The sequence below is a fragment of the Actinomycetospora chlora genome, assembly GCF_039542135.1.
GTDB lineage: Bacteria > Actinomycetota > Actinomycetes > Mycobacteriales > Pseudonocardiaceae > Actinomycetospora > Actinomycetospora chlora.
In genome coordinates, this window is record NZ_BAABHO010000064.1 from 1 (window position 1) to 17,952 (window position 17,952).

A 17,952-nucleotide genomic window follows, 5' to 3' on the forward strand; every position below is an offset into this window, starting at 1 on the left:
GTCGACCGCCCCGCGCTCGCCCGCCCGCCGCGGCACCCCGCCGACCCGGGCACCGAGGCGCTCGGCGAGGTCGGCGACGGCGGCGTAGAGGCCGGGCACCTCGGCGGCGCGCTCCCCCACCAGCACGACCGCGCCGGCGCGACCCAGGGCCTCGTCGACGTCGCCGGGCAGCGCCCCGAGCGCGGCGGGCTCCTCGCCCGGCGCCGCGTACAGGAGCTTCCCGCCGGTCTTGACCACCGCGGGCGTCGACCACTGGCCGAGGTGGTGCACCGGCGTGCCCTGGCGGGCCGCCTTGCGCAGGCGGAGGAAGACGATGGGCGCCTCCTCCTCGACCTCCAGCGCGACGGTCAGCACGGCCGGCGCGGCCTCGAGGTCGGCGTAGGTCACGCCGAGGCCGGTGCCGGCGACGTGCGCGGCGAGGAAGTCGAGCTCCTCGCCCGAGTGCGCCCGGGCCCGCGCGTCGACGTCGTTGGTCCCCAGCGCGAGGCGGGCGAACTTGGCGTAGGCGTAGGCGTCCTCGAGCGTGAGCCGGCCGCCGGGCAGCACGCCGACGCCGCGCTTGGGCTCGCCCGGCTCGCCGTCCTCCCCCGCGGGCGCCGGACCGGACCCGTCGCGGGCCGCGACCAGCAGGGCCGCGGCGCGCTCGAGCGCGTCGGTCCACGACGCCTCGGCCAGCTCGCCGTCGTCACCGCGCACCAGCGGGCGGGTGATCCGCTCGGCGGTCTGCGTGTAGCGGAACGCGAAGCGGGTCTTGTCGTCGATCCACTCCTCGTTGACGTCCGGGTCGTCCCCGGCGAGGACGCGGGTGACCGTGCCCCGGCGCCAGTCGCGGCGGACCGCCGCCCCGGAGCTGTCGTGCTCGCTGATGCCCGGCGTCGACACGAGGTCGAACGGGCGCGAGCGGAAGCGGTACGACGCCGAGGTGAGCGCGCCGACCGGGCAGATCTGGATGGTGTTGCCGGAGAAGTAGGACTGGAAGTCCTCGCCCTCGCCGAAGGCGGTCTCCTCGGTGCCGATCTGCTGGTGCGCGCCGCGCTCGAGCAGCTCGATGAACTGGTCGCCCGCGATCTGGCGGGAGAACCGGGTGCAGCGCTGGCAGAGCACGCAGCGCTCGCGGTCGAGCAGCACCTCGTCGGAGATGGGCAGCGGCTTGGCGAACGTCCGCTTCTCCTCGACGAAGCGCGACTCCGCGCGCCCCGACGACATCGCCTGGTTCTGCAGGGGGCACTCGCCGCCCTTGTCGCAGATCGGGCAGTCGAGGGGGTGGTTGATGAGCAGCAGCTCCATGACGCCCTGCTGCGCCTTGTCGGCCACCGCGGAGGTCATCTGGGTGTTGACGACCATGCCGTCGGCGACGGTCATCGTGCAGCTGGCCTGCGGCTTGGGCATCTTGCGCCCGCCCATCTCCACCTCGACCAGGCACTGGCGGCAGGCGCCGGCCGGGTCGAGCAGGGGGTGGTCGCAGAAGCGCGGGACGACGATCCCGAGCCGCTCGCACGTGCGGATCAGCAACTCGCCCTGCGGGGCGTCGACGATGCGGTCGTCGATGGTGAGCCGCACGTGCCCCTGGGGCACGGGCGGCAGGTCGTCCTGGTCGGGCTTCTCGGGGGCCTGGGTCATGCGCTGGCTCCGCTCAGCTCGGCGATGCGCTCGACCTCGGGGTGCGTCCGCGCGGCGGTGCAGAGGTCGACGAACTCCTGCCGGAAGTACTTGATGCCGCTCGTGATGGGCGAGACCGCGCCGTCGCCGAGCGCGCAGAACGAGCGGCCGAGGACGTTGTCGCACACGTCGAGCAGCGTGTCGATGTCGGCCTCGGTGCCCTCGCCGGCGACCATGCGCCGCAGGATGCCGGCGAGCCAGTAGCAGCCCTCGCGGCACGGCGTGCACTTGCCGCAGCTCTCGTGCTCGTAGAACTCGGTCCACTTCATGACCGCCCACGGCACCGACACGGTCTCGTTGAAGATCATCAGCGCCGTCGTGCCGAGCATGGAACCCGCCTCGGTGGCGCCCTCGAAGTCCAGCGGGACGTCGAGGTGCTCGTCGGTGAGCAGCGGGGTCGACGAGCCGCCGGGCGTCCAGAACTTCAGCGGGATGCCGTCCTTCATGCCCCCCGCGAGCTCCAGCAGCTCGCGCAGCGTCGTGCCCAGCGGCGCCTCGTACTGGCCCGGGCGCTCGACGTGCCCGGACAGCGAGTAGATCTTCGGACCGGGCGAGCGCTCGCGGCCCATCGTCCGGAACCAGTCCTTGCCGCCCATGACGATCGACGGGACCGTCGCGATCGTCTCGACGTTGTTGACCACGGTCGGGGCGGCGTACAGGCCCGCGGTGGCCGGGAACGGCGGCTTGAGGCGCGGCTGGCCGCGGCGGCCCTCGAGCGAGTCGAGCAGCGCCGTCTCCTCGCCGCAGATGTACGCGCCGGCCCCGGCGTGCACGACGATGTCGAGGTCGAAGCCGGTGCCGTGGATGTCCTTGCCGAGGTGCCCGGCCTCGTAGGCCTCGCGCACCGCGGCGTGCAGGCGCCGGATGCAGTGCACGATCTCGCCGCGGACGTAGATCACGCAGTAGTGGGCGCGGATGGCCCAGCTCGTGATGATGCAGCCCTCGATGAGCGAGTGCGGGTCGGCCATCATCAGCGGGGTGTCCTTGCAGGTCCCCGGCTCGCCCTCGTCGGCGTTGATGACGAGGTACTTCGGCTTGGCCGCCGGGCCCGTGGGCTCCTCGCCGGGCTTGGCCTGCGGGATGAAGCTCCACTTCATGCCCGTCGGGAAGCCCGCGCCGCCGCGGCCGCGCAGGCCGGCGTCCTTGACCAGGGCGATGAGGTCGTCGGCCGGGGTGTTCAGCGCCTTGTCCAGCGCCTCGTAGCCGCCGAGCTCGGTGTAGTGCCGCAGGGTCCACGACTCGGGGCCGAGCCAGTGCTTGGTCAGGACCGGGGTGAGCGGGTCGGCCATGGTCAGTTCCCTCCCTGGGTGCCGTCCGGCACCGCCGGCGCCGTCCAGCCGCGCTCCTCGGCGAGCCGGGCGCCGCGCAGGCTCTCGTCGGCCGCCGACGGGCCGGACACGGCGTCGAGACCCCCGACCGCCGGGTCGTCGAAGAAGCCGGCGAGCAGCAGCTCCACCGAACGGAAGTCGGTCAGCGGGGCGCCGCGCGTCGGGTGCGGCTTCTCGCCGCGCTTCAGCGCCTCGACGATCTCCACCGCGGACTCGACGGTCTGGTTGTCGAAGAACTCGTAGTCGACGGTCAGCACCGGGGCGAGGTCGCACGCGGCGAGGCACTCGGCGTGCTCGATCGTCGCGGTGCCGTCGGCGCTGGTCTGCTCGTGACCGATGCCGCCGAACCGCTCGCCGACGGCCCGGTAGATGTCGTCGCCGCCGAGCGCCGCGCACAGCGTGTTGGTGCAGACGCTGACGAGGTGGCGGCCCGTGGGCTCGCGCTTGTACATCGTGTAGAAGGTCGCGACCGCCGAGACCTCGGCGGTCGTGATCTCCAGGATCTCGGCGCAGAACGCGATGCCGGCGCGCGAGACGTAGCCCTCGACGTGCTGCACGAGGTGCAGCAGCGGCAGCAGCGCCGACCGCGGCTCCGGGTAGCGCAGCAGGATCGCCGCGGCCCGCTCGCGGACGCCGTCGAACACCGCGGTGTCGACGGCGGCGAGCTCGGCGTGCTGCGCCGGCGTGCCGCCCGCCTCGTCGATGGCGTGCGCCGGCTCGACCGGCGGCGCTTCCGGCGGCAGCGGAGCGGGACTCATCGGTCGCATCCCCCCATCACGGGATCCAGGCTCGCCAGCGCGGCGATGACGTCGGAGACCATCCCGCCCTCGCACATCGCCGGCGCGGCCTGCAGGTTGACGAAGCTGGGGTCGCGCAGGTGCACGCGCAGCGGGCGGGTGCCGCCGTCGGAGACGAGGTGCGCGCCGAGCTCGCCGCGCGGCGACTCGATCGGCACGTACGCCTGGCCCGGCGGCACCTTGAAGCCCTCGGTGACCAGCTTGAAGTGGTGGATCAGGGACTCCATGGACTGCCCCATGATCCGGCGGACGTGCTCGAGGGAGTTGCCCATGCCGTCCGCGCCGATCGACAGCCGCGCGGGCCACGCGATCTTCGCGTCCTCGACCATCACCGGGCCCGGCTCGAGGCGCTCGAGGGCCTGCTCGATGATCCGCAGCGACTGGTGCATCTCCTCGACCCGGATCAGGTACCGGGCGAAGCTGTCGGCGGCGGTCTCGACGGGCACGTCGAAGTCGTAGTGCTCGTAGCCGAGGTACGGGTCGACCTGGCGCAGGTCCCACGCGAGCCCGGCGGAGCGCAGGATCGGGCCCGTGACGCCGAGGGCGAGGCAGCCGTCGAGCGGCAGGTAGCCGACGCCCTCGAGGCGCTCGCGCCAGATGCGGTTGCCCGTCAGGAGCTTGTGGAAGCCCGGCAGCCGCCCCTTCATGACGTCGACGAACGCGCGGATGCGCTCCTCGTAGCCCTCGGGCAGGTCCTGCACGACCCCGCCCGGGCGGACGAACGCGTGGTTCATCCGCAGCCCGGTCAGGAATTCGAGGAGGTGCAGGACCTCCTCGCGCTCGCGGAAGCCGTTGGTCATGCCGGTGAGCGCGCCGAGCTCCATGCCGCCGGTGGCCAGCGCGACGAGGTGCGAGCCGATCCGGTTGATCTCCATGAGGAGGACGCGGATCGTCGCCGCCCGGTCGGGCACCTCGACGCCGAGCAGGCGCTCGACCGACAGGCAGTAGGCCGTCTCGTTGAACAGCGGCGCGAGGTAGTCCGCACGCGTCACGAACGTGACGCCCTGGGTCCAGGTGCGGTACTCGCAGTTCTTCTCGATGCCGGTGTGCAGGTAGCCGATGACGAGGCGCGCGTCGGTGACGGTCTCGCCGGAGAGCTCCAGCACCAGGCGCAGCACGCCGTGCGTGGACGGGTGCTGCGGCCCCATGTTGATGACGATGCGCTCGTCGCCGCTGGTCTCGCTGACGAGCTCGTCCCAGTCGCCACCGGTGACCGTGTAGACGGTGCCCTCGGTGGTCTCGCGGCTGGAGGCGGCGTAGGGATCCTGGGTCTCGGTCACGTGTAGGCCCTCCGCTGGTCGGGCGGCGGGATCTCCGCGTCGTGGTACTCCACGGGGATGCCGCCGAGCGGGTAGCTCTTCAGCTGCGGGTGGCCGTTCCAGTCGTCGGGCATGAGGATCCGGGTGAGGCTCGGGTGGCCCTCGAAGACCACGCCGAACATGTCCCAGGTCTCCCGCTCGTGCCAGTCGGCCGTGGGGTAGACGTCGACCAGCGACGGGCAGCGCGCGTCGTCGAGGTCGAGGGCGATCTCCAGGCGCAGGCGCCGCCGGTAGGTCATCGACAGCAGCTGGACGACGACGTGCAGCTGCTGCGGCACGTCCTCGCCGTAGTCGACCCCGGAGATGCCGGAGCAGAACTCGAAGCGCAGCGCCGGGTCGTCGCGCAGGGTGCGGGCCAGCCGCACGAGGTGCTCGCGGTCGACGTACCAGGTCATCTCGCCGCGGTCGACGGTCACCTGGTGGACGCACGTGTCGAACCCGACGCCGGGGGCGTCCGGGTCGTCGGCCAGCGCCGCGGCGGCCTCGTCGGCGACCTCGTCGAACCAGCCGCCGTAGGGGCGCTCGGCCGGCGCGGGCGCGTAGCCGGGCAGGCGCAGCCCGCCGAAGCCCGACGTGTCGCCGGAGCCCTGGATGCCGAACATGCCCTCGCGGGCCCGACCGGCCGTGGAGCCGCTGACGTCGCGGCGGGCGATCTCCTGGGGGCCGAAGCCCGTCCCGGCCGAGCCGGTGGTGTCCGGGTTGGACGCCCCGGTCGGCCCGCTCGCGCCACCCGCGCCGGTACCCGGGGGCTTGGCGTCACCAGACGTGCTCACGCTTCGCCTCCCCCGTCTTCCGGTCCTTCTTCGCGTACTTCTCCGAGGAGGGCAGCAGCTCGAGCTTCTCGCCCTGCTTGCGGCGCTCGTCGGCGAGCTCGGTGCGCACCGGCCCCAGCGGCTCGTGCTGGATCTTCTGGTGCAGCTTGAGGATGGCGTCGATGAGCATCTCGGGCCGCGGCGGGCAGCCCGGGAGGTACATGTCGACGGGCACGACGTGGTCGACGCCCTGCACCACCGCGTAGTTGTTGAACATGCCGCCGGACGACGCGCAGACGCCCATGGCCAGCACCCAGCGGGGCTCGGCCATCTGGTCGTAGATCTGGCGCAGCACCGGGGCCATCTTGTTGGTGACGCGGCCCGCGACGATCATCAGGTCGGCCTGGCGGGGGCTCGGGCGGAACACCTCCATGCCGAAGCGGCCGAGGTCGTAGCGCGGGGCGCCCGAGGTCATCATCTCGATCGCGCAGCACGCCAGCCCGAAGGTGGCCGGCCACAGCGACGCCTTGCGGGTCCAGTTGACCAGGCTCTCGACGCTGGCCAGCACGATCCCGTTCGGGAGCTTCTCTTCCAGTCCCATGTCTCTAGCTCCAGTCCAGCCCGCCGCGACGCCACACGTAGGCGTAGGCGAAGGCGACGGTGGCCACGAACAGCACGATCTCGACGAGGCCGAACAACCCGAGCGCGTCGATGTTCACCGCGAACGGGTAGAGGAAGACCATCTCGATGTCGAACAGGATGAACAGCATCGCGGTGAGGTAGTAGGCCACCGGGATGCGCCCGCCGCCGGCGACGGGCTGCGGGGACGGCTCGATCCCGCACTCGTAGGAGTCGAGCTTCGCGCGGTTGTACCGGCGGGGCCCGATGAACGGCGCGGCCGTCACCGAGAACAGGCCGAACGCCGCGGCGAGCGCGAACATGACGATCAGCGGGACGTAGGGGTCCAGCATGGTCGTCTCCTTCGGTGGTGGTGGGGTGGAACACGCTCGACGTGGCCGGCGCGACCCTAATGAGCAAGTGGACCCTCACCTGGTGTGGGGGCTCGCGCGGCGCCTCAGGCCGCCCGCGACACCCCCTTCGGCGCGTCCTCCAGCGGCGGCACGAGCCGCAGCGCGAGGTCGAGCACGCGGTCGCCCGCGTCGCCGTCGCGGCCGTCGGTGAGGCCGGCGAACAGCCGCAGCGCCGCGTTCATCACGCGCCGCCGCGGCAGGCCGAGGCGCAGCGCGTGGTGCATGAAGCGGGGACGGCCCAGCGCCCCGGCCGCGCGGTTGCCCACGCGGTAGTAGCTGCCCAGCGCGTGGCGCACCGCGGCCGGGTAGGCGGCCAGGGCCCGCTCGCGGCCGGTGCCCTGCGGGCGGGCCATCGCCTGCACGACGCACTCGGCGGCCAGCGCCGCGGACTGCAGCGCGTACGCGATGCCCTCGCCGCTGAACGGGTTGACCAGACCGCCGGCGTCGCCGACCAGCACGAGGCCGTCGCGGTAGAGCGGCGTGCGGCTCAGGCCCATCGGGAGCGCGGCGCCGCTGATCGGGCCGGTGGCGTTGTCCTCGGTCAGCCCCCACGCGGCGGGCAGGCCGTCGAGCCAGGAGCGCAGCATCGCGCGGTAGTCGCGCTTGTCGCCCTGCCGGGTCGCGAGGACGCCGAGCCCGACGTTGGCGGTGCCGTCCCCCATGCCGAAGATCCACCCGTAGCCGCCGTGCAGGTCGCTGCCGACGCCCGGGCGGTCGTGGAGGCCGAGGTGGGTCTCGAGGTAGGCGTCGTCGTGGCGCGGGCTCGTGTAGTAGCGGCGGACGGCGACGCCCAGCGGCCGGTCGTCGCGCTTGGCGATGCCGAGGCTCAGGGCCGTGCGGGCACCGACGCCGTCGCAGGCCACGACGAGGGGGGCGCGGTAGCGGACCGGCTCGCGCTCCGGGCCGCGGCGGGCCTCGACGCCGTCGGCGCGGCCGGCGCGCCCGTCGGTGGTGACGGCGCCGACCGAGACCCCCTCCTCGACGCGGGCGCCGGCGGCGCGGGCGTGGTCGGCGAGCATCTGGTCGAAGTCGCGGCGGGGGCGGACGAGGCCGTAGGCGGGGTAGCTCGCGAGCTCGGGCCAGTCGAGCTCGACGCTGGCGCCGCCACCGACGACGCGCAGGCCGCGCTGGTGGCGCCAGCCGGCCTCCTCGCGGGTGTCGACGCCGAGGTCCACGAGCTGCTTGACCCCGCGCGGGGTGACCCCGTCGCCGCAGACCTTCTCGCGGGGGAACGTCGCCTTCTCGAGCACGAGGACATCGAGTCCGGCGCGCGCCAGGTACGTCGCGACCGTGGAGCCCGCGGGTCCGGCGCCCACGACGACGACGTCGGCGTCGCTGTCGGGGCTGCGGCGCGCTCCGGTGGTGGCGGACACGGCGCTGACTCTCCTTGTGAATCCGTTCACTAGCTCGGCACCAGGAGTGTAGGGATCGTGTGGCGAGATCGCCCGTCGAGGGTGGTTTGGAGCCGGCGTCGGCCGGTCAGGCCGGCTGCTCGGGCCGGGTCGCGGTGTGGAGGGCGACGATGCCGCCGGTGAGGTCGCGCCAGGCCACCGAGCGCCAGCCGGCGGCGGCGATCCGCTGCGCGAGGGCGGCCTGGTCGGGCCAGGCGCGGATCGACTCGGCGAGGTAGACGTACGCGTCGGGGTTGGAGCTCACCGCGCGGGCGACGCGGGGCAGCGCCCGCATGAGGTAGTCGGTGTAGACGCGGCGGAACGTCGTCCACGTCGGGCGGGAGAACTCGCAGACCGCGAGCGTGCCGCCGGGCTTGGTGACGCGGGCGAACTCCGCGAGCGCGGCGTCCGGGTCGACGGTGTTGCGCAGGCCGAAGGAGATGACGACCGCGTCGACCGACGCGTCGGGCACCGGCAGGTGCAGCGCGTCGGCCGCGACGAACGGGACCGTGCGGTGCGGGCGGGCGTGCCCCGCGCGCAGCATGCCGAGCGAGAAGTCGGTGGCCAGGCAGCGCGCGCCGGTGCGGGCGAGCTCGACGGTCGACACCCCGGTGCCCGCGGCGACGTCGAGCACGACGTCGCCGGGCCCGACGCCCAGCGCGGCGCGGGTGGCCCGGCGCCAGCGGACGTCCTGGGCGAAGGACAGCACGGTGTTGGTGACGTCGTAGCGGGCGGCGACGCCGTCGAACATGCGCGCCACCGCGCGCGGGTCGCGGTCGAGCTCCGCGCGGGTGCCGCTCACCGCGACCCCGCCCCGGCCAGCTCCGGCTCGCCGTCCTCGCGCTCGTGCCACCGGGCGGCGGCCGCGGCGTACCGGCGGCGGCGCCGGGCGCGCGCGAGCAGCCACGCCGAGGGCGCGAGCACCGCCCAGAGCGCGACCAGCCCGAGGACCACCGGGACGAGGCCCTCGGTCCAGGTCCGGCCGGCGACGCGGACGAGCTCGGGGTCGGAGCGGTCGTACTCGACGCGCACGAGCTGGCCCGGCTCGAGGCCGCGCGGGTAGAACACGCCCTTCTCGGGCGTCAGCACGGCGCCGTCGTCGGCGGTGAAGCGCACGAAGGTGTGCGGGCGGGAGCCGCCCTCGAGCACCTCGGCGACCGCGCGGCCCTCGTCGGCGTCGATCTTCGCGTCGTTGCGGGCCGCCCCGACGAGCACGAGGACGAGCAGGACGCTGATCACGAGGCCCGCGGCGACCACGATCTCGGGGGCCCGCCGCCCTGCCGGGCGCACCAGGGCGAGGGCGTCGGCGAGCACGGGCGCGGCCCGCTCGCGGGCCCGCCGCAGCAGCGCGCGCACGCGGGTCATGGCACCGAGTCTAGGGAGCGCGCTCATCGGCGCTCGGGGCGGGACGACCCCGCCTCCTCCTCGTCGGGCTCCGGGGCGTCCGGCCCCGGGTCGACCCCGTCCGGGCGCTCGGTGAGCTCGTCGACGTGCAGGAGGTCGCGGCGCACCCCGTCGCCGCGGTGGGCGAGCCGGCCGACGACGTGCGCGGTCACCGGGGCGGTGACGAGCTGGAAGGCGCCGACGAGGACGAGCATCCACACGTCCACGCTGGTGCGCAGGTGCAGCGCGCCCCCGATGACGACGAGCAGCAGCCCGAGCACCTGGGGCTTCGTGGCCGCGTGCATGCGGCTCAGCACGTCGGGCAGCGAGAGCAGGCCGATCGACGCGACCAGCGCCAGCACGACGCCGAGCACGATCGCCACGGTGCCGACCACGTCCAGCACGACCTCGAGGCCGTTCCCGGGCGGCTTCACCGGCCCGTCCCCCGGCGGACGAAACGGGCCACGGTGGTCGACCCGAGGAACCCGACCAGGCTGATCGCGACCACCACCGGCACGAGCGCCGAGTCGCCCGAGAGCGCCGCGTAGGCGACGAGCCCGCAGAGGAACTCGGCGACGAGGACGTCGAGCGCGACGAGCCGGTCGAGACCGGTCGGGCCGCGCAGCAGCCGCACCACGACGAGCAGCGCCGAGACGCCGAGCAGCACGAGCGACACCACGAGGACGCCCTGCAGCAGGGACAGGAAGGTGGTCACGAGGGGGCCTCCTCGGGAGCCCGCGGGCGGCCGAGCGCGTCGACGAGGTCGGACTCCAGGCGGCGGACCTGCGCGCGGAACCGCTCCACGCCCGCCTCGTCGTCGACCCCCAGCACGTGGGCGTAGATCGTCTGCTCCTCGGGGCGGGCCTCGATCACGACGCTGCCCGGGACGAGCGACAGCTCGGCGGTGATCATCGCCATGACGAACTCCGACGACGACGCGAGCCGCACCGCCACCACCGAGCTGCGGATCGGCGGCCCGGGCCGCACGGCCTGCAGCGACTGCCACGCCACCTGCAGGCCCGAGACGACCAGGTCGCGGACGAAGAGGCCGACGGCACGCAGCGTGGCCCCGGGCCGCAGCCACCCGCGCCCCGGCACGGGCGGCAGCGGGAACACCGTGAGCACGAGGAGCGCGACGGCGATCCCGCCGAGGACGTTCGCCCACGTGAACGTGCCCCACAGCAGGACCCACACCAGCACCAGCCACACGACCGGCACGAGGCGGCGCAGCAGGCCCGCGGTGTCAGGGGGCGCCGGGCGGTTCACCGGGCCACCCGGTCGTCGACGGTCTGCGCGAACACCGCGGAGATGTAGGGGGTGCGGGCGACGAGGTCGTCGGCGGCCTGGTCGGCGACGTCGTAGAGCGGCCCGGCGACGACCGTGAGCGCCAGCCCGAGCGCGACGAGCGCGCCCGTGGCCCCGGCCATGACCTTGGGCAGCCGCGACGAGACGCGATCGTTGGCGATGCCGAGCAGCCGGCCGGTCAGTACCGGCGCGCCGTCGGCGGGCGCCATCCGCGCGACCGGCCAGTCCACCTCGGCCCCGGAGTTGGTGTCCGACCCCGCGATCGTGCGGGCGGTGCCCGGCCGCACGCCGGTGAGCACCCCGCGACGCGGCGAGGGCGCGCCGGGCAGGCCGCCGCTGCCGCCGGCGGGGCCGGTGTCGCCCTCGTCCTCGTCGGGGTCGGCGGGCGACTCGTCACCGGCCTCGTCGCCGGGGTCGTCGGCCTCGTCGGGCACCGGGATCTGGTCGGCCGGGCGCCAGAAGGCGAGCACCCACACCTTGGTGACCGCGTAGAGCGTCAGCAGGCTCGTCAGCACCGAGACCACGACCAGCGTCCAGGCGAGCGCCGACCCGTCGGCCACGCCGGCCTGCACGAGGCCGAGCTTGCCGATGAAGCCCGACAGCGGCGGGATGCCGCCGAGGTTGACCGCGGGGATGAACCAGAGGATCGCGAGCAGCGGCGACGCGCGCGCGAGGCCGCCGAGGCGGGTGACCGACGTCGACCCCCCGACGCCCTCGACGAGCCCGACCACGCAGAACAGCGTCGCCTGCACGGTGATGTGGTGGACGACGTAGAACACCGCGCCGCCCACGCCCATCGCGGTGCCCAGCGCCACCCCGAAGATCATGTAGCCGATGTGGCTGACGAGCGTGAACGACAGCACGCGCTTGATGTCGGCCTGCGCGATCGCCCCCAGGACACCGACCACCATCGTCAGGCCGGCGGCGACGAGCAGGACGGTGTGCGTGACCTCCGAGCCCGGGAAGAGCAGCGTCTCGGTGCGGATGATCGAGTAGACGCCGACCTTGGTGAGCAGGCCGGCGAACACGGCGGTGACCGGCGCCGCCGCTGTCGGGTAGCTGTCGGGCAGCCACGCCGACAGCGGGAAGACCGCCGCCTTGATGCCGAACGCGGTGAGCAGCACGAGGTGGATCGCGAGCGCCGTGCCCGGCGGGACCGCGGCCATCCGCACCGAGATCTGCGCGAGGTTGAGCGTCCCGACGGCGGCGTAGACCAGCGCGATGCCGACGAGGAAGATCAACGAGGACACGACGTTGACGACCACGTAGGTGACGCCGGCGCGGACCCGCGAGCGGCTGCCGCCGAGGGTGAGCAGCACGTAGCTCGCCATCAGCAGGACCTCGAACCCGACGTAGAGGTTGAAGAGGTCCCCCGACAGGAAGGCGTTGGCGACGCCCGCGGCGAGCACGAGGTAGGTCGGGTGGAAGATCGTGATCGGGGTCGACTCGTCGCGGTCGTAGACGCCCTGGCCGATGGCGTAGACGAGCACCGCGAGCGTCACCGTCATCGACACCAGCAGCATCAGCGCCGAGAGCGGGTCGGCGACGAGGGTGATGCCCAGCGGCACCGGCCACGATCCGACGGTGACGACCACCGGGCCGGAGCGCATCGCCGCCACGAGCAGCAGCGCGGCGATGATCACGACCACCGTGAGCACGGCGACGCTCAGCGCGCGCTGCAGCGTCGGGCGCCGCGACAGCACCAGCGTGGCCCCCGCCCCGAGCAGCGGCAGCAGCACCGGCAGCGGGATGATCGTGGCCAGGAAGGTCGAGCCGGGGTTCACGAGGCACCCCCGGCCCGCGCCGGCGTCGGCTCCGACCCGGTGTCGTCGGGGTCGGTGTCGGCGGTGCTCTCGCAGCCGGTGGTGTCCAGCTCCTCCTCGTCGGACTGCTCGCCGCGGGCCAGCCGGCGGCGCACCGAGCGGTCCTCGACGTCCTCGGTGAGGTCGTCCTCGCGCTCGAGGGTCCAGGCGCGGTGGATGAGCGCGAGCAGGAACGCGGTGACACCGAGGGTGATGACGATGGCCGTCAGCACCAGGGCCTGCACCAGCGCGTCGCTCATCGCGTCGTCGGGCGCGCGGCCGACCAGGGGCGGCGCGCCGGCCCGGCCCCCGGCCACGACGACCAGGACGTTGGTCGCGTTGCCGAGCACGAGGATGCCCAGCAGCACGCGCGTCAGGCTGCGCTCGAGGATCAGGTAGACCCCGGCGGCGTAGAGCACGCCGACGAGGGCGAGCAGCAGGATCGGGGACGTCACGCGGAGACCTCCTCGCGGCGCCGGGCGTTGGCCCGGCGGCGGTCGAGCTCGGCGCCGAGGCTGCGCAGGACGTCCAGCACGAGCCCGACGACGACGAGGTAGACACCGACGTCGAAGATCAGCGACGTCACGAACTTGACGTGCCCGAGCAGCGGGACGTCGGCCTCGAGCACGGCGGTCTGGAGCACCTCGCCGCCGAGCAGGAGGGCCCCCAGCCCGGTGCCGCCCGCGCAGAGCAGGCCGAGCCCGAGCAGCAGGCCGGCGTCGACGGGCACGGCCTCGCCGAGCTCGTAGCGCCCGCCCGCGACGTAGCGCACGACCAGGGCGAGGCCCGCCACGAGACCGCCGGCGAAGCCGCCGCCGGGGGCGTTGTGGCCGGCGAACAGGAAGTACAGGGAGACCACCATCATCGTCGGGAAGACCAGCCGGGTGATCACCTCGAGCAGCAGCACCCGGTCGCCGTCGCCGCTGCGGGCCGAGCGCAGCCAGCCGCCGGCCCGGGTGGTCGGGGAGACGACGGGCTGGGACTCGGCCCGCGGCGGCGCGCCGGAGCGGCGGTGCAGGAAGACGAGGCTGGCCACGCCGGTGGCCGCCGCGACGATCACCGAGAGCTCGCCCATCGTGTCCCAGGCGCGGATGTCGACCAGGGTCACGTTGACGACGTTCGCGCCGGCGCCGAAGTCGTACGCCTGGGCCGGGAAGGCCGCCGACACCGGCGGGACGTTCCGCGCGGCGAGGGCGACCGCGCCGAGCCCGGCCATCAGCAGCCCGACCGGGACGGCGACGAGGAGCCGCCGCACGCGCTGACGCGGTGTGTGCCGGTCGGCGATGTCGCGGGGCAGCGTGCGCAGCACGAGCACGACGACGACGAGCGAGGCCGTCTCGACCAGCGCCTGGGTCAGCGCGACGTCGGGTGCCCCGGCGAGGGCGAAGAACAGCGCCGTCGCGTAGCCGAGCCCGCCGACGACCAGCACCGCGCCGAGGCGGCGGCGCACCCGCGTCGCGGTGATCGCGCAGGCTGCCCCGACCACGGCGGCGAGCACCTGGAACGGGGAGTCGACGAGGCGGTCGACGCGCACGGCGCCGAGGTCGGCGGTGAGCAGCAGCGCGAGTCCGGGCCCGAGCACGAGCACGGCGAAGACCGTGGTGAGGATGCCGGGCAGCGAGCCGCGCTGGGTGACCGCGGTGACCCGCAGCGAGGTGTTCTCCAGCGCGTGGACCACCCCGCGCCAGGTGATCTCGGCGCGGACCCCGGCGAGGGGCTGGCGGGCGGTCAGGCGCGCGCTGACCGCGGGCAGCCCCACCAGCAGGCCGAGGACCACGGCGAGCACCGAGAGCCCGAGCGCGACGCCGACCGAGGGGACGACGGCGAGCTCGAGCAGCGTCGGGTAGCTCGCGGGCAGCGTGTCGGCGTAGGCGACGAGCAGCGGGGAGATGGTGCTGACGGCCAGGCCCGCGACGAGCCCCGCGACCCCGAGCACCACGGGCGCGGAGGTGAACAGCGGCCCGGGCGCGGCCCAGGACACCTCGCCGACGCCGGGCTTGCGCCAGAAGGCACCCCAGACGAACCGCGTCGAGTAGGCGACCGTGAGCACCGAGCCGAGCACGACGAGCACCAGCAGCGGCGTCGACACCGGCGCGTAGGCCTCGTGCAGGAAGGCCTCGAACGCGCCCTCCTTCGTGACGAACCCGAGCAGCGGCGGAAGACCCGCCATCGAGGCCGCGCCGAGGATGCCGGCCGTCGCGAGGACCGGCGCGCGCCGCCCGAGCCCCGAGAGCTCGCGCAGGTCGCGGGTGCCCGCCCGCTTGTCGATCACGCCGACGACGAGGAACAGGCAGGCCTTGAACAGCGCGTGCGCCACGACGAGCCCGAGCGCGGCGAGCGCCGCGTCCCGGGTGCCGGCCCCGGCGAGCACGATCATGAAGCCCAGCTGGGACACGGTGCCGTGCGCGAGGACGAGCTTGAGGTCGTACTGGCGCAGCGCCTGCACCCCGCCGAGCAGCATGGTCACGACCGCCAGCGTCGCGATCACCGGCTGCCACACCGGGACGTCCGCGAGCCCGGGCGCGAGGCGCAGCACGAGGTAGACGCCGGCCTTCACCATCGCCGCGGCGTGCAGGTACGCGCTGACCGGCGTCGGGGCCGCCATCGCCGAGGGCAGCCAGAAGTGGAACGGCACGAGTGCGGACTTGGTGATCCCGCCGACCAGGACGCAGACCACCCCGGCGGTGATCGCCGCCGGGGCGGCCGTCGGCCCGGTGAAGTACGCGACCAGCTCCGAGAGCCGCGACGTGCCGGCCGCCTGGGACAGGATGACCAGCCCGACGAGCATCGTCAGCCCGCCCGCGGCGGTGACGACGAGCGCCTGCACAGCCGCCGCGCGGCTCGCCCGCTTGTGCGCGTCGTGGCCCACGAGCAGGAACGAGAAGACGGTCGTGAGCTCCCAGCAGACGTAGAGCACGAACACGTCGTCGGACCAGACGAGCGCGAGCATCGCGCCGGCGAAGGCCGTCAGCACCGCGGCGAAGCGGCCGAGCCCGCGGGCGCCGACGGAGAAGTAGCGGGTGCAGTAGAGCAGCACGAGCGCGCCGACCCCGGTGACGAGCAGCGAGACGGTCGCCGCGAGGGCGTCGAGACGGAACGCGAGGCTCACGTCCAGGGCCGGGATCCACGGCACGACCTCGACGGGCACGCGCCCCGCGAGCACGTCGGGGAGCTGGACGAGGATCCAGGCGAAGCTCACCGCGGGCACGAGGGCGAGCAGCGGGAACGCGCGCCGGTCGAGGGCCCGCACCAGCGCAGGGGCGACGAGCGCGGCCACCGCGTGGGCCATCACCAGCAGGAGCACGCCCGCGACACTCCTCTCCCGGCGGCCCCTCCGGCCGCCGCGTCGTCGTCCGTGGCCGACGCATCATCCCTGATGGCCCGTGGTGGGCGCGTGCGGTGACGGCTCTGGTCACTCTCCGGCCGGGTCACTCCCCGGGACGGGCCCGCCCCAGCGCCGCGCGCACCGCCGCGGCCGTCTCCTCGCCGCCGGCCCGCCGCCGGGTGCGGTCGACGACGACCTCGACGACGCGGGTGCCCGGCCGCCCGGTCGGGGCGAGCGCGGCCGGCAGGTCGGCGAGGCCGGCGCGCCGGTGGGCCACGTGGTGGGCCGCGCACAGCGCGGCGAGGTCGGTGCCGTGCGGGGTGCCGAAGACGCGCTCGAAGGCGTCGGCGTAGCGCGGCGCCCCCTGCTCGAGCGTGGTGAAGATCCCGCCGCCGTCGTCGTTGGCGACCACGATCGTCAGCTCCCCGCGCGGCTCCTGCGGCCCCACGACCAGGCCGCTCGCGTCGTGCAGGAACGTCAGGTCGCCCAGCAGCGCGTACGTCGGGCCGGGGTGGGCCAGCGCGACGCCGGTGGCCAGCGACACCGCGCCGTCGATGCCGGACACGCCGCGCGCGGAGTGCACTGTCACGTCCGCGCGGGGCCGCGCGGCCAGCGCGACGTCACGGATGGGGGCCGAGGCGCCGACCACGAGGTGCGCGCCCGCCGGCAGGGCGGCGACGGTGGCGGCGGCGAGCGCCGGGCCGTCCCCGCCGCCGGTGCCGGTGAGCGCCTCCGCGGCGGCCTCGTCGGCCTCGGCCCAGGCGCGGACGAAGGCCGGGTCGGGCTTCCAGTCGTCGGGGGGCGGCAGGGCACCCACGGCGGTGACGGCGCCGGCGACGTCGGTCCAGCCGGGGCGGGGACGGCGGCCGGTCGGGGCGACGGCGGGTACGGCGAGGACGGTGACGCGCTGGTCGGCGAGCAGGTGCGACACCGCGCGGTGCAGCGTCGGCCGGCCGAGGACGACGACCTGGTCGGGGTGCAGGTCGTGGCGCGTGCCGTCGAGGGCCGCGGGCAGCACCGAGGTGCCGGCGTGCAGGGCCCGGCCCCCACGCGGGTCGGACCACAGCGGCGACGTGGGCTCGGCGACCACGGGCACGCCCTCGGGCAGGGACACCCCGGCCGGCACGGCCTCGCCGCCCGAGCCCGCGACCACCAGCGTCCGCACCCCGGCGCGCAGGGCCAGCGGGGCCAGCAGCGATCCGGGCGGGGCGGTGTCCGTGCGGGTCCAGGGCGCGCCGCCGGGCCGGCCGGCCAGCGTCGGGTCGGTCTCGCCCGGCGGGTCCGCGGCGTCGTCGAGCAGCGGCTCGCGCAGCGGCACGTCGAGCTGGACCGGCCCCGGGTCGCCGCCGCTGGCGCCCGTCGCGCGATCGAGCGCGCGGGTGACGACCGTGCGCCAGGTGCGCGCCGCGCCCGGCCGGTCCTCGGCGAGCGGCATCACCACCGACGCCCGCACCGCGCCGCCGAACAGGCCGACCTGGTCGATCGTCTGGTTGGCGCCGCTGCCGACGAGCTCGACGGGCCGGTCGGCGCTGACCACCAGCACCCCGACCCCGGACCGGGAGGCCTCGAGCACCGCGGGGTGCAGGTTCGCGACGGCGGTCCCGGACGTCACCACCACCGGCACCACGCGCCCGGACACCGTCCCGATGCCGACCGCGAGGAAGCCGGCGCCGCGCTCGTCGATGCGGACGTGCAGCCGCAGCCGCCCGTCGCGGTCGGCGGCGTGCAGGGCCACGAGCAGCGGCGCGTTGCGCGACCCGGGGCACGCGACCACGTCGTGCACGCCGGCCCGCACCCACTCGTCCACGACGACCCGGGCCTGCGCCGTGGAGGGGATCACGACTCCACGGTAGAGACCAC

Annotated in this window: 17 protein-coding genes; all 17 read right to left on the reverse strand. The window is 74.7% G+C overall.

Annotated features, from left to right (window positions below):
* Positions 1-1,620: NADH-quinone oxidoreductase subunit G (locus ABD994_RS27170; protein WP_345423262.1), on the reverse strand; the 1,620-nt coding region annotated here is incomplete at its 3' end.
* Positions 1,617-2,948 carry an NADH-quinone oxidoreductase subunit NuoF gene (gene nuoF / locus ABD994_RS27175; protein WP_345423265.1) on the reverse strand — a complete coding sequence of 444 codons (1,332 nt, stop codon included), beginning with the start codon at positions 2,946-2,948 and terminating at the stop codon, positions 1,617-1,619. The genes ABD994_RS27170 and nuoF, both read right to left, overlap by 4 nt.
* A gap of 2 nt (positions 2,949-2,950) precedes the next feature.
* On the reverse strand, positions 2,951-3,745 hold the full coding sequence (nuoE, locus tag ABD994_RS27180; RefSeq protein ID WP_345423268.1) for an NADH-quinone oxidoreductase subunit NuoE: 795 nt from the start codon (positions 3,743-3,745) through the stop codon (positions 2,951-2,953).
* The gene (locus ABD994_RS27185) at positions 3,742-5,064 is read right to left on the reverse strand and encodes an NADH-quinone oxidoreductase subunit D (RefSeq protein WP_345423271.1); all 1,323 of its coding nucleotides are present in this window, start codon (positions 5,062-5,064) and stop codon (positions 3,742-3,744) included. Before ABD994_RS27185 ends, nuoE begins: the two co-directional genes overlap by 4 nt.
* On the reverse strand, positions 5,061-5,705 hold the full coding sequence (locus tag ABD994_RS27190) for an NADH-quinone oxidoreductase subunit C (protein ID WP_425550136.1): 645 nt from the start codon (positions 5,703-5,705) through the stop codon (positions 5,061-5,063). Before ABD994_RS27190 ends, ABD994_RS27185 begins: the two co-directional genes overlap by 4 nt.
* Before the next feature lie 154 nt (positions 5,706-5,859).
* On the reverse strand, positions 5,860-6,456 hold the full coding sequence (locus ABD994_RS27195) for a NuoB/complex I 20 kDa subunit family protein (RefSeq protein ID WP_345423274.1): 597 nt from the start codon (positions 6,454-6,456) through the stop codon (positions 5,860-5,862).
* Positions 6,457-6,460: 4 nt separating this feature from the next.
* Complete coding sequence (locus ABD994_RS27200) at positions 6,461-6,826, reverse strand: NADH-quinone oxidoreductase subunit A (RefSeq protein ID WP_345423277.1); 366 nt, start codon at positions 6,824-6,826, stop codon at positions 6,461-6,463.
* A gap of 104 nt (positions 6,827-6,930) precedes the next feature.
* Positions 6,931-8,259 (reverse strand): geranylgeranyl reductase family protein, encoded by a 1,329-nt coding sequence (locus tag ABD994_RS27205; RefSeq protein WP_345423280.1) that lies wholly within the window; start codon positions 8,257-8,259, stop codon positions 6,931-6,933.
* Between the two features lie 106 nt (positions 8,260-8,365).
* Positions 8,366-9,079, reverse strand: a complete 714-nt coding sequence (locus ABD994_RS27210) for a demethylmenaquinone methyltransferase (protein ID WP_345423283.1) — start codon at positions 9,077-9,079, stop codon at positions 8,366-8,368.
* The gene (locus ABD994_RS27215; protein WP_345423286.1) at positions 9,076-9,642 is read right to left on the reverse strand and encodes a DUF3592 domain-containing protein; all 567 of its coding nucleotides are present in this window, start codon (positions 9,640-9,642) and stop codon (positions 9,076-9,078) included. The genes ABD994_RS27210 and ABD994_RS27215 overlap by 4 nt, the downstream gene beginning before the upstream one ends.
* A gap of 23 nt (positions 9,643-9,665) precedes the next feature.
* Positions 9,666-10,094 (reverse strand): monovalent cation/H(+) antiporter subunit G, encoded by a 429-nt coding sequence (gene mnhG / locus ABD994_RS27220; protein ID WP_345423289.1) that lies wholly within the window; start codon positions 10,092-10,094, stop codon positions 9,666-9,668.
* On the reverse strand, positions 10,091-10,375 hold the full coding sequence (locus tag ABD994_RS27225; protein ID WP_345423292.1) for a monovalent cation/H+ antiporter complex subunit F: 285 nt from the start codon (positions 10,373-10,375) through the stop codon (positions 10,091-10,093). The genes mnhG and ABD994_RS27225 overlap by 4 nt, the downstream gene beginning before the upstream one ends.
* The gene (locus ABD994_RS27230; RefSeq protein WP_345423295.1) at positions 10,372-10,926 is read right to left on the reverse strand and encodes a Na+/H+ antiporter subunit E; all 555 of its coding nucleotides are present in this window, start codon (positions 10,924-10,926) and stop codon (positions 10,372-10,374) included. Before ABD994_RS27230 ends, ABD994_RS27225 begins: the two co-directional genes overlap by 4 nt.
* Positions 10,923-12,749: a Na+/H+ antiporter subunit D gene (locus ABD994_RS27235; protein WP_345423298.1), complete on the reverse strand. Its 1,827-nt coding sequence runs from the start codon at positions 12,747-12,749 to the stop codon at positions 10,923-10,925. The genes ABD994_RS27230 and ABD994_RS27235 overlap by 4 nt, the downstream gene beginning before the upstream one ends.
* Complete coding sequence (locus ABD994_RS27240) at positions 12,746-13,222, reverse strand: Na(+)/H(+) antiporter subunit C (RefSeq protein WP_345423301.1); 477 nt, start codon at positions 13,220-13,222, stop codon at positions 12,746-12,748. Before ABD994_RS27240 ends, ABD994_RS27235 begins: the two co-directional genes overlap by 4 nt.
* Entirely contained in the window at positions 13,219-16,071 is a 2,853-nt protein-coding gene (locus tag ABD994_RS27245) for a Na+/H+ antiporter subunit A (RefSeq protein ID WP_345423304.1), read from the reverse strand. Before ABD994_RS27245 ends, ABD994_RS27240 begins: the two co-directional genes overlap by 4 nt.
* A gap of 124 nt (positions 16,072-16,195) precedes the next feature.
* The gene (gene menD, locus ABD994_RS27250) at positions 16,196-17,932 is read right to left on the reverse strand and encodes a 2-succinyl-5-enolpyruvyl-6-hydroxy-3-cyclohexene-1-carboxylic-acid synthase (RefSeq protein WP_345423307.1); all 1,737 of its coding nucleotides are present in this window, start codon (positions 17,930-17,932) and stop codon (positions 16,196-16,198) included.
* Positions 17,933-17,952 lie beyond the last annotated feature (20 nt).